Source organism: Azonexus sp. IMCC34839 (genome assembly GCF_047047955.1).
Taxonomy (GTDB): domain Bacteria; phylum Pseudomonadota; class Gammaproteobacteria; order Burkholderiales; family Rhodocyclaceae; genus Azonexus.
Genome location: NZ_CP150631.1, coordinates 2340557 through 2352618, shown reverse-complemented (window position 1 = coordinate 2352618; position 12062 = coordinate 2340557). Strand labels below are relative to the sequence as shown.

Sequence of the window (12062 nt, the reverse complement as noted above, 5' to 3'; positions counted from 1 at the left end):
CTAGATTACGGTGATGGTGGAGCTTGACGAGGATAACACGGCCTGGCGACGGGCGATGCGCCGCGAGATGGTGGCGCGGCGGGCCGCATTGAGCGATGCGGAACATGCTCGCCTGTCGTCGGCTATTGTCGGGCATTTGCTGGCGGCCCTGCCCTGCCCCAAGATCGTGGCCTTTTGCTGGCCGATCAAGCACGAGCCGGACGTTCGTTCGGCGATTCCGCAGTGGGCCGCACAAGGGGCCTTGGCTGCGTTGCCGGTGGTGGTCGAGGAGGAGCAGCCATTGGCCTTCCGTCATTGGGCACGCGATACGCCGCTGGCCCCTGACCGCTATGGCATTCCGACGCCGACCGCAGGTGAATGGATGATGCCCGACATGATCCTGCTGCCGCTGAATGGCTTCGATGGCGAGGGTTATCGTTTGGGCTATGGTGGTGGCTATTTCGACCGGACCTTGGCGGCGCTCTGCCCTCGCCCGCTGGCGGTCGGTGTGGGTTTCGAAGTCAATCGGCTGCCGAGCATACGTCCCGAGAGTCACGACCAGCGGCTCGATTGGCTGGTCACCGAGGCCGGGGCCTTCAGGCTTCCCGCCGCCTGAGTCGCCAGCTGGCGAAGGCGATCAGCAGTCCGGCCAGCGCGGCCAGCACCGCCTGACGCAAATCGAATAGCCCGGTACGGGCCGCCAGTTCCAGCGTGTAGCCGTGGTGCAACGACAGCATCAGGTTGCCGAGCGAGAAGGCCAGCCACATCGAGCGTTGCCCGCGAGCTTGTTCGCGACGCAGCCAGAGTTCGAGCATCAGCCCGCTGGCGGTGGCCTGGGCGAGCAATGCGGAGAAAAGACACAACAGTGTTAAAGCGTAAGGGCTCATGCAGCGGCGACGGCGGTGCGGAAACGTTCGAGGGCTTGGTCCAGCGTCGAGCGCGGACAGCCGAAGTTTAACCGCAGCCAGCCTGGCGCGCCGAAATCCGTGCCGTCGGAGAGCCCCAGGCCATGGGCTTCGAAATGGGCGGCGGGCTTGTCCAGGCCGAGTTCGCGCACGTCGATCCAGGCCAGATAGGTTGCCTCCACGGGCGCCATTTTTGCCCCTTTTTGCCCGTGCACCGCAGCAGTGACCCGGTCGCGGTTGCTGCGCAAGTAGTCGAGCAGTTCACCATGCCAGTCGGCGCTATCGCGGTAGGCAACCTCGCAGGCGGCCAGACCGAGCACATTCACGTGCGGCACGATGCCGTCCATGGCGCGGTGGAAACGCCGGCGCAAGGTCGGATCGGAAATCACCGCGAAAGCGCATCCAAGGCCGGGGATGTTGAAAGTCTTGGAGGGTGCCATCAGCGTGATGGTGCGTTTGGCGGCTTCCGGCGACAGGCTGGCGAAAGGGATGTGGCGTTTGTCTTCGTCCAGAATCAGTCCGCAGTGGATTTCGTCGGAGCAGACGATCAGGTCGTGGCGTTCGGCGTAGTCGGCCAGCGCGCTCAGTTCTTCGCGGCGCCAGCAACGGCCCACCGGATTGTGCGGGTGACAGAGGAGGAAGAGCTCGGCATGCGAAGTGGTCGCCTGCTCCAGCGCCGCCAGGTCCCAACCCCAGCGACCGTCGGTCAACGCGAGTTCAATGCGCTTGAGCGGACGTTCGGACAGGCGTGGTGCCGACAGGAAAGGCGGATAGATCGGCGTCGCTGTCAGGACTTCGCCAGCGACGGCACGACAAGCGACATTCAGGCCGGTGACCAGCCCCGGCAGCCAGACGATCCACTCGGGCTGGATTTTCCAGCTGTATTCGCTTTCCAGGTGAGCGAGCACTGACTCCGTCAATGATGGCCACGGGTGGCCGTAGCCGAAAACGCCGTGGTCGATGCGCCGATGCAGCGCCTCGATGACGGCGGGCGGGGCGGCGAAATCCATGTCCGCCACCCACAGCGGCAACACATCGCGCCCGGCGTACTTGCCCCATTTGATGGAGTCGGAGTCGCGCCGGTCGATCGGCTCGTCGAAGCGGCTCACACTTCGAGGTGCTGGTAGAGCGCCGTCGACAGGTAGCGTTCGCCGAAGGACGGGATGATGACGACGATCAGCTTGCCGGCATTTTCCGGCCGTTTGGCCAACTCCAGCGCGGCCCAGGTAGCGGCGCCGGAGGAAATGCCGACCAGCAAGCCCTCCTCCGTCGCCATCTGGCGGGCGGTGGTGAAGGCATCTTCGTTCTTGACGCGGATCACCTCGTCGTAAACCCCGGTATTGAGCACGCCCGGCACGAAACCGGCGCCGATGCCCTGGATCGGGTGCGGACCCTTCTGGCCGCCGGAAAGGACCGGGGAAGCATCTGGTTCGACAGCGACGATCTTGACGCCCGGCTTCTTCGCCTTGAGCACCTCGCCGACGCCGGTCACGGTGCCGCCGGTGCCGACGCCCGACACGAAAATGTCGACCTGGCCGTCGGTATCGCGCCAGATCTCCTCGGCGGTGGTGCTGCGGTGCACGGCCGGATTGGCCGGATTTTCAAACTGCTGCGGGATGAAGTATTTGCTGTCGGCTTCGGCCAGCGCCTTGGCCTTGGCGATGGCGCCGCCCATGCCTTCCGGCCCCGGGGTCAGGATCAGCTCGGCACCGTAGGCCTTCAACAGCAGCTTGCGCTCACGGCTCATGGTTTCCGGCATGACGAAGGCGGCCTTGATGCCGCGTGCAGCGCAGACCATGGCCAGGCCGATGCCGGTATTGCCCGAGGTCGGTTCCAGCACGACGGTGTCCGGCCCAATCTTGCCGGCGGCGATGGCGGCGTCGAGCATGGCGACGGCGATGCGATCCTTGACGCTATGGCCGGGGTTGAAGAACTCCAGCTTGGCGACGACGGTCGCACCCGCGCCTTCGGTAATGCGGTTGAGTTTGACCAGCGGGGTGTTGCCGACCAGTTCGGTAACGTTATTGGCGATTTTCATGGTGAGCTCCGAGGGAGGATGCCGGATTGTAGGGTTTTGCGGCCGTTTTGTGGGTGGGTCGGCATACGGCGGCCGGCGCGCCGAACAAATGGCCGGTAGCAAGTTCGATGCCGTCATGATTGGCGGCGTGCAATGTTTCACCGTTATCGATGTCGGCAAGTTGGCGGCTTATGCCTTGGGCGGAAGAATGTTCCGCGAGTTCCCTGGCATTGGCATTCAGGCGTAGCAGATCGGGTCGCAGTTGGAGCGCCGCCGGCAGATCGGTCGCGGCCGTTAAATGCAGGGCGAGTCGATAGCCGCGTTGCCGGTAGTTCTCGAGGGCATGGGCAAAGCGGCCGTGTGCGTCGATGGCCCCGGCGTCGAGTTCGAGCACGATATCCGCCGGCGCCAGACCGCAACGCTTGAGAATCGCTTCATAGACCAGGCCGTGCTGGTTCGGCACCGCCAGCAGGTGCCGGGGATGCACGGCCATTTGCAGCCAGCCGCCGGTAGTGCGCCGCTGGGCGAGAAAATTCAGGGCATGCAGCGTGCGGCACAGGCGGTCGAGATGGATGACCGATTGTTCGGTTTCGCACAAGGCGTAGGCCGTTTCGGCATCGAGCCGCGCATCGTCTTCCCGTTCGACGTGCAGCGAGGCGCGGTGGCCAACGACGCATTCGTTGCGCAGATCGACGACGGGCTGGAAGAGCGAGCCGAGGCGCAGATCGCGGTGCCAGGCTTCAACCCGCTCCCCCTTCGGGTAGAGCAGGCTGTCGCCGGCCCGATCGGCGGCATTGAAATAACGGATCAGGTCTTCGACAGGCATGGCCTACTTCTTCAGGTAAATCTGGTCGAAGCTGCCACCGTCGGCGAAATGGGTTTTCTGGGCCTTCTGCCAGCCACCGAAGACGTCATCGATGGTGACCAGCTTGAGCTTGGGGAATTGCCCGGCGAATTTGGCGGCGACCTTAGCGTCGCGCGGCCGGTAATAATGCTTGGCAGCGATGGTCTGCCCTTCTTCCGAATAGAGATAGTCGAGATAGGCCTGCGCGGTCAGGCGGGTGCCACGTTTCTCGGCCACCTTGTCGACCACGGCGACTGGCGGCTCGGCCAGGATGGACAGGCTGGGGGCGACGATGTCGAACTTGTCCTTGCCTAGTTCGTTGATGGCGAGGATGGCCTCGTTTTCCCAGGCGATCAGCACGTCGCCCAGGCCGCGTTCGACGAAGGTGGTGGTCGCACCGCGCGCGCCGGAATCGAGCACCGGCACGTTCCTGAAGATGCTGGCGACGAACTCCTTGGCCTTCTGCTCGTTGCCACCCGGCTGCTTCAGAGCCCAGGCCCAGGCCGCCAGGTAGTTCCAGCGGGCGCCGCCCGAAGTCTTGGGGTTGGGCGTGATGACGCTGACGCCCGGCTTGGCCAGGTCGCCCCAGTCCTTGATGCCCTTCGGGTTGCTCTTACGGACCAGGAAGATGATGGTCGAGGTGTAGGGCGAGGAGTTGTGCGGGAAGCGTTTCTGCCAGTCGGCCGGCAACAGGTTCTTGTCGACTAGCGCATCGATGTCGTAGGCCAGCGCCAGGGTGACCACATCGGCTTCCAGGCCGTCGCGCACGGCCAGCGCCTGCTTGCCGGAACCGCCGTGCGACTGGCGGATTTTGACGTCCTGGCCGGTTTTGGCTTGCCAGTGCTTGTTGAAGGCGGCGTTGAAATCCTTGTACAGCTCGCGCGTCGGGTCGTACGACACATTGAGCAGCGAGGTCTGGGCGAAGGCGGTACCGAAGCTGAGTGCTGCGGTGCACAGGGCGAAAAGGGCAAATTTGCGCATGGGGGACTCCGGGCGATGGATGCAGAAAAAGGGATGGACGGAGTCTAGATAGGTCACGTTATTCAACGAACGAACAAATAATTAATTCGATATAACCAGATTGGTAGTTGCGCCATGCTTGGCAAGGTGGCGCGTCGACGGTAAAAACTCGCTACGGCGTTTAGACCGAAAAAACTCTGGGTACAGCAAAGTGACTGGAGGGGACATGAGGGACATTCATCACCGGCCGATCGCCGAGCGCATCGACTGGCTTTTCGATCTGGCGAAGCGCCATGGCGAGAATTTCCGTTCGCCGGAAGCGTGGCTGGCCCGCCAGCGTTACCAGGCCGAGCATCCGACGGCGATCGCCGTGCTCAAGTGCATGGACGGCCGCATCAACATCCCGGTGGCTACCCACACGCCGGCCGGCATCCTGATGCCTTTCCGCAACCTCGGCGGCATGTTCGACCTCGGCTGGCCGCATCTCGGGGAAGTGCTCGTCCAGTATGTGCAGGGCATGGTGAGCGCCGGGCGACGGGTGCTGGTGCTAATCACCTACCACTGGTCGCGTGGCGACCCGAAGCGTGGCTGTGCCGGCTTCAAGTGCGACACGGCGGCGGCCATTGCCCATACCGAGCAGATTCGCGCCCAGATGGAGCAACTTTTCGGTAGCGGCCATGCCACGGTTTATCCGCTCGTCTGCGGCTTTGAAACCGACGAGGACGCCCTGCTGCTGCACGGGGCGGGTGGCCAGGTCCTGGACCTCGCCGGCCTTGGCGCAGACGACCTGCCGACCCTGGCTCCCCGGCTGGCCGCGCTGCTGCCGGACATGCCGGCGCAGATGCGGGCCGATCTGCTGCCCTTGCTCTGCGGCAATCTCGAACACATCGCGCAAGTCCGCGAGCAGGTGGCGAAACAGGAGCGGCAGCTCGACATCGAGCACCGGGAGTGGGCGATCTGCCTGGGGCGCGGCTTCGATTTCCTGCATACCCCGAACCTGGCGCTGATCGTCGGCCCCTACAGCCCCGACCTGGCCGACCCGATACGCAAGGCGGCCGGCATCATCCGCAACAACATGCAGGCGGGGCGCATCCCGGACGACGGTTTTCTGCTGCTGGCTTCCGTGCCCTACGAGGAAATCGGCGTCGACCGGGCACGGGCGGAGCTCAAATCCCGCTTCCTGTCGCAATTTGCCGCGGAGGTCATCGCGCAGAGCTATCCTGACCTGGCAGCGCGCATGACCGCCAAAACTGCGGTGCTCGACTGGCATTCCCGCCAGCTGGAGCTGCTGAAGGCGTGAAAAAGGCCGGTGCTGCGGTGCACCGGCCAAAAAGGGCAAAAACCGAGGCGGCGCTTAGCCGAGGAAGAGCTTGTAGGCCGGGTTGGCGCTCTCGTCCCAGTGGGCATAGCCGAGGTTCTTCAGGAAGGCCTTGAACTCGCTCATCTCGCCCGGCGGCACCTGCATGCCGACCAGCACGCGGCCGTAGTCGGCGCCGTGGTTGCGGTAGTGGAACAGGCTGATGTTCCAGCCGGTACTCATCTGGTTCAGGAAGTTCATCAGCGCGCCCGGCCGCTCCGGGAACTCGAAGCGATAGATCAACTCCTTCATGCCCTTTTCACAGACGGCCGGAGCATGCCCGCCGACCATGTGGCGAACGTGGTTCTTCGCCATCTCGTCCTCGGTCAGGTCGAGCGTCGGGTAACCGTGCTTCTGCAGGCTTTCGACCAGCTTCAGCGATTCCTTGCGGTCGGCCACCTGCACGCCGACGTAGACATGGGCTTCGCTGGCGGTGTGATAGCGGTAGTTGAACTCGGTGACGTTGCGGTTGCCGATCAGCGCCAGGAACTTCTTGTAGGCACCGGGTTTCTCCGGCAGCGTCACGGCGAACACGGCCTCACGCTGCTCGCCGAATTCGGCACGCTCGGAAACGAAGCGCAGACGGTCGAAATTCATGTTGGCGCCGGAGGTCACGGCGATCAGGTTCTTTTCCTTCAGCTTGTGCTGGCGGGCGTATTCCTTGGCCCCGGCCACGGCCAGCGCGCCGGACGGCTCAAGAATGGAGCGGGTATCCTCGAACACATCCTTGATCGCCGCACAGATGGCATCGGTATCGACCAGGATGACTTCGTCCAGATACTCCTTGCAGACGCGGAAGGTCTCCTCGCCCACCATCTTGACCGCCGTGCCGTCAGCGAACAGGCCGACCTGATCGAGGCGGACGCGCTTGCCGGCAGCCAGCGAGCGCTTCATTGCATCGGCGTCGAAGGTTTCCACGCCGATCACCTTGATTTCGGGGCGCAGGCGCTTGATGTAGGCTGCGACGCCGGCAGCCAGCCCACCGCCGCCGATGGCGCAGAAGATGGCGTGGATGGGGCCGTCCTGGCGCCGATGCTGGCGCAGGATTTCCATGGCGATGGTGCCCTGCCCGGCGATCACCTCGGGGTCGTCGAAGGGATGGACGAAAGTCAGTTTCTCGGCCTTTTCCAACTCGACGGCCTTGGCGTAGGCGTCGTCGTAGGACGATCCGGCGAGCACGACCTCGCCGCCGCGCCGGCGTACGGCATCGATCTTGATCGCCGGCGTCGTTTCCGGCATCACGATCACTGCCCGGCAGCCGATCTTGTTGGCCGACAGGGCCACGCCCTGGGCGTGGTTGCCGGCCGAGGCGCAGATCACGCCGCGCTTCAGCTTCTCGGCCGACAGGCTGGCGATCTTGTTGTACGCCCCGCGGAGCTTGAAGGAAAACACCGGCTGCATGTCGTCGCGCTTCAACCAAATTCGGTTATGCACTCGGCTCGACAGGTTGCCGGCCAGTTCGAGCGGCGATTCGATGGCCACGTCGTAAACCTGGGCGTTCAGAACTTTTTCGAGATAATCCGGGTGCATGATGCGCAACTTGATAAAGGCAAAAGAGGGATTCTACGGGTGGAGTGGCTAAACGTCACGGCGGAACAAGGGCTGGCCGGCCTGTTTCTGGCGAGTTTTCTCTCGGCAACGGTGCTGCCCGGCGGCTCGGAGGCACTGCTCTGGGCTTTCCTGCGCCTGCATCCCGAGCAGGCCGGCCTCGCTCTACTCCTGGCCACCCTTGGCAACACCGGCGGCGGCATGGTGTCGTGGTGGTGCGGTCGTTTCCTGCCCAAGTGGCAACGGCTGGAAACCCTGCCGCACAAGGAAAGACTTGAGCGCTGGGGTAGCCCCACCCTGCTCTTCTCGTGGCTACCCTTAGTCGGCGATGCCTTGTGTCTGGCGGCAGGCTGGCTACGCTTCCATTGGCTGCCCTGTTGCCTATTCATCGCCCTCGGCAAGTTCGCCCGCTATGGCCTGATTGTCTATCTGGCGAGCTAAAACTGAACCTATTGCACCTAAAACCCGTCTACCGGCCCCGCGTGTCGCGTCGCGATACGATAAAATCCTGCTTTTGACGGACTCTGGCTGCTCCAATGACTGCCCGCTTGCGCGAAATTCCCTACAACTACACGTCGTTTTCCGATCGTGAGATCGTCATCCGTCTGCTTGGCGCCGATAACTGGGCCGTGCTCGACGAACTGCGCAGCGAGCGCGTCACCGGCCGCTCCGCCCGCATGCTCTACGAAGTGCTGGGCGATATCTGGGTGGTTCAACGCAACCCGTATCTGGAAGACGATCTGCTCGACAATCGCGAACGGCGCGAAGCGCTGGTCAATGCCCTGCGTCATCGCCTGAGCGAAGTCGAGAAGCGCCGCGCCGAGAGCGAAACGGAAGATGCGGAGCGTGCGGCCAAGGTCAAACGCCTGGTCGAGGCTGCCCATCAGGCGGTCAATCGTTTCGAAGCCCGCTTTGGTGAAACCATCGACCTGCGCCGCAAGGTGCAGAAGGTGCTGGGCAAGCACACGCGCAAGGACAATATTGCTTTCGATGGCCTGGCCCGTGTTTCGCACGTGACGGATGCGACCGACTGGCGTGTCGAGTATCCCTTCGTCGTCCTCTATCCGGATACCGAGGAAGAAATCGGCCATCTGGTGCGCGGCTGTATCGAGGCCGGCCTGACCATCATCCCGCGTGGGGGCGGCACCGGCTACACCGGCGGCGCCGTGCCGCTGACGCCCTACTCGGCCGTGATCAACACCGAGAAGCTGATTGACCTGGGACCGGTCGAGGAAATCGTCCTGCCCGGCCACAACGAGCCCTATGCCACGATCCGCACCGGTGCCGGCGTCGTCACCGACCGCGTATCGGAAGCCGCTTCGGCCGCGGGCCGCGTCTTCGCGGTCGACCCGACCTCGGCTTCGGCTTCCTGCATCGGCGGCAACATCGCCATGAACGCCGGCGGCAAGAAGGCCGTGCTGTGGGGCACCGCGCTCGACAACCTGGCCTGGTGGAAGATGGTCGATCCGGACGGCAACTGGCTGGAAGTGGAGCGCCTGAACCACAACTACGGCAAGATCCACGAGCAGGAGAAGGTCGAGTTCCGCCTGAAGCGTTTCGATCCTTCCGGCAAGAAACTGCTCAAGGAAGAAATCCTGACCATGCCGGGCGCGGCCTGCCGCAAGGTCGGTCTGGGCAAGGACGTCACCGACAAGTTCCTCGGCGGCGTGCCGGGGGTGCAGAAGGAAGGCACCGACGGCATCATCGTCGCGGCGCGCTGGGTGCTGCACAAGATGCCGCCGATTTCGCGCACGGTCTGTCTGGAGTTCTTCGGTCAGGTGCGCGAAGCCGTGCCGGCCATCGTCGAAATCACCGATTACTTCAAGCCGGGTGGTGCCGGCCATGCGGCGGGCGTGCAGCTGGCTGGCCTGGAACACCTGGACGAGCGCTATGTGAAGGCTGTCGGCTATGCGACCAAGGCCAAGCGTCACGGGCGTCCGAAGATGGTGCTGATCGGCGACATCGTCGGTCACGACGAGACCGCCGTGATGGCCGCTGCCTCGGAAGTCGTGCGCATGTGCAACCTGCGCGCCGCCGAAGGTTTCATTGCGGTGGACGCTGAAACACGCAAGAAATTCTGGCTCGACCGTTCGCGTACCGCGGCCATTTCCCGCCACACCAACGCCTTCAAGGTGAACGAAGATGTGGTCATCCCGTTGCCGCGCATGGGCGAGTACTGCGACGGCATCGAGCGCATCAACATCGAGTTGTCGACGCAAAACAAGCTGGCGCTGTGCGATGCCTTGGCCGAGTTCCTCAAGGGTGACCTGCCGCTGCATGAAGGCGACGCAGGCGTGGACAAGGATGTCCTGATCGGCGACCGCCGTCAGGCGGCTCTGGATTACGTAGAAGCCGTTCGCCTGCGCTGGGAATGGTTGCTGGACAACCTGGACATGCCGCTGGCCGAGGCCGAGTCGCGTTTCCTGTCCTATGGCGTGGTGGCTGGCGAGCTGACCAACAAGGCGGCCAATCCCAAGCTCTTCCACCGTTTGCAGGATTACTCGGTGCGAACTTCGTGGAAGCAGGAGCTGAAGGCGCGCCTGACCAAGATTTTTGACGGGTCGGTCTATCGTCCGGTACTCGAACGCATCGAGGCCATTCATAAGGAAGTGCTGCGCGGCCGTGTCTTCGTCGCCCTGCACATGCACGCCGGCGACGGCAACGTGCACACCAACATCCCGGTCAACTCCGACAATTACGAGATGCTGCAGACGGCGCACAAGGCCGTCGAGCGCATCATGCATCTGGCGCGCGGTCTGGACGGCGTGATCTCGGGCGAGCACGGCATCGGTATCACCAAGCTCGAATTCCTGTCCGAAGAAGAGCTCGGCCCCTTCCGCGCCTACAAGCAGAAGGTCGACCCGGAAGGCCGCTTCAACAAGGGCAAGCTGATGCCTGGCGGCGACATGGGCAATGCCTACACGCCGTCGTTCAGCCTGCTCGGCACCGAATCGCTGATCATGGAACAATCGGAGATCGGCAAGATTTCCGACATGGTCAAGAACTGCCTGCGTTGCGGCAAGTGCAAGCCGGTCTGCTCGACGCACGTGCCGCGCGCCAACCTGCTCTACTCGCCGCGTAACAAGATTCTGGGCACCTCCTTGCTGGTCGAGGCCTTCCTGTACGAGGAACAGACCCGGCGCGGCATTTCGCTCAAGCATTTCGACGAGTTCAACGATGTGGCCGACCACTGCACGGTTTGTCACCGCTGCGTGAAGCCCTGCCCGGTCGATATCGACTTCGGCGACGTTTCGGTGGCCATGCGCAACTTCCTGCGCAAGCAGGACAAGAAACGCTTCAGCCCCGGTACGGCGGCATCCATGGCGTTCCTGACAGCCAAGGATCCGGCCACGGTCAAACTGATGCGCGGCGTGATGATGGATTTCGGCTTCAAGGCCCAGCGTCTTGCCCACAAGGCGGTGAAGGCGCTTGGCCTGATTCAGGAAACGCGGGCTCATCCGCCGGCCAGCGTCGGTGCGCCGACGATCAAGACGCAGGTCATTCACTTCATGAACCGGCCGATGCCGGGCAATCTGCCCAAGCGTACGTCGCGCGGCCTGCTCGACATCGAAGACGACAAGGTGATCCCGGTCATCCGCAATCCCAAGGTGGCCAGTGCCGATTCGGAAGCTGTGTTCTACTTCCCAGGCTGCGGCTCCGAGCGTTTGTTCTCGCAAGTCGGACTGGCCACGCAGGCCATGCTCTACGAAGCCGGAGCGACCACGGTGTTGCCGCCGGGCTACCTGTGCTGCGGTTATCCGCAGACGTCGTCCGGCAATGAAGACGAGGGCCAGAAGATCACGACGGAAAACCGCGTGCTCTTCCATCGCGTCGCCAATACGCTGAACTACCTCGACATCAAGACGGTCATCGTGTCCTGCGGCACCTGCATGGATCAGCTGCAGAAATACCAGTTCGAGAAGATCTTCCCGGGCTGCCGCCTGCTCGATATCCACGAGTACCTGATGGAAAAGGGCGTCAAGCTGGAAGGTGTGACCGGTACGCGCTACATGTACCACGATCCCTGCCATACGCCGATGAAGGCCTACAACCCCTTGGCTGTGACCAAGAAGCTGATGGGCCAGGATGTGCCGCTGAATGATCGCTGTTGCGGCGATTCGGGTTCCTTCGCCTACTCGCGTCCGGATATCGCCACCCAGGTCAAGTTCCGCAAGCAGCAGGAAATCGAGAAGGGGGCGGAGAAATTGCGCGCCGACGGCTTCGCCGGCGACGTCAAGATTCTCACCTCCTGCCCGGCCTGTTTGCAGGGCCTGTCGCGCTACGACGACGATGCCGGAACACAGGCAGACTACATCGTGGTCGAGATGGCCAAGCACCTGCTCGGCGAGAACTGGATGGCCGATTACGTCGGCAAGGCGAACAACGGCGGCATCGAGCGCGTCCTGCTCTGATTTTTTGCCTTTTTGGCCCGTGCACCGCAGCACTCCCTTT

General features: G+C 63.3%; 10 protein-coding genes. 4 read left to right on the top strand and 6 right to left on the bottom strand.

Annotated elements, in window-relative coordinates:
- Window positions 1-13: 13 nt before the first annotated feature.
- Window positions 14-595, top strand: coding sequence for a 5-formyltetrahydrofolate cyclo-ligase (locus WIF35_RS11485; RefSeq protein ID WP_412478350.1), 582 nt, complete (start codon window positions 14-16; stop codon window positions 593-595).
- Here WIF35_RS11485 and WIF35_RS11480 read toward each other — a convergent pair.
- The 5 genes from WIF35_RS11480 to WIF35_RS11460 are packed head-to-tail and all read right to left on the bottom strand — an operon-like array spanning window position 576 to window position 4726.
- Window positions 576-866 (bottom strand): hypothetical protein, encoded by a 291-nt coding sequence (locus tag WIF35_RS11480; protein WP_412478349.1) that lies wholly within the window; start codon window positions 864-866, stop codon window positions 576-578. The two genes, WIF35_RS11485 and WIF35_RS11480, sit on opposite strands and share 20 nt — an antisense overlap.
- Window positions 863-1993, bottom strand: coding sequence for a MalY/PatB family protein (locus tag WIF35_RS11475; RefSeq protein WP_412478348.1), 1131 nt, complete (start codon window positions 1991-1993; stop codon window positions 863-865). The genes WIF35_RS11480 and WIF35_RS11475 overlap by 4 nt, the downstream gene beginning before the upstream one ends.
- Entirely contained in the window at window positions 1990-2922 is a 933-nt protein-coding gene (gene cysK / locus WIF35_RS11470; RefSeq protein ID WP_412478347.1) for a cysteine synthase A, read from the bottom strand. The genes WIF35_RS11475 and cysK overlap by 4 nt, the downstream gene beginning before the upstream one ends.
- Window positions 2906-3727 (bottom strand): EAL domain-containing protein, encoded by an 822-nt coding sequence (locus WIF35_RS11465; protein WP_412478346.1) that lies wholly within the window; start codon window positions 3725-3727, stop codon window positions 2906-2908. The genes cysK and WIF35_RS11465 overlap by 17 nt, the downstream gene beginning before the upstream one ends.
- 3 nt (window positions 3728-3730) lie before the next feature.
- Complete coding sequence (locus tag WIF35_RS11460) at window positions 3731-4726, bottom strand: sulfate ABC transporter substrate-binding protein (RefSeq protein ID WP_412478345.1); 996 nt, start codon at window positions 4724-4726, stop codon at window positions 3731-3733.
- 205 nt (window positions 4727-4931) lie between these two features.
- Here WIF35_RS11460 and WIF35_RS11455 point away from each other — a divergent pair, with 205 nt between their 5' ends.
- On the top strand, window positions 4932-6005 hold the full coding sequence (locus tag WIF35_RS11455; protein WP_412478344.1) for a hypothetical protein: 1074 nt from the start codon (window positions 4932-4934) through the stop codon (window positions 6003-6005).
- Between the two features lie 54 nt (window positions 6006-6059).
- Here WIF35_RS11455 and ilvA read toward each other — a convergent pair whose 3' ends face one another.
- Complete coding sequence (ilvA, locus tag WIF35_RS11450; protein ID WP_412478343.1) at window positions 6060-7592, bottom strand: threonine ammonia-lyase, biosynthetic; 1533 nt, start codon at window positions 7590-7592, stop codon at window positions 6060-6062.
- Between the two features lie 39 nt (window positions 7593-7631).
- On the opposite strand from ilvA, the gene WIF35_RS11445 reads away from it, so the two are divergent.
- The gene (locus tag WIF35_RS11445) at window positions 7632-8051 is read left to right on the top strand and encodes a YqaA family protein (protein WP_412478342.1); all 420 of its coding nucleotides are present in this window, start codon (window positions 7632-7634) and stop codon (window positions 8049-8051) included.
- A 95-nt stretch (window positions 8052-8146) separates the two neighbouring features.
- Window positions 8147-12022 (top strand): DUF3683 domain-containing protein, encoded by a 3876-nt coding sequence (locus WIF35_RS11440; protein ID WP_412478341.1) that lies wholly within the window; start codon window positions 8147-8149, stop codon window positions 12020-12022.
- Window positions 12023-12062: the final 40 nt, after the last annotated feature.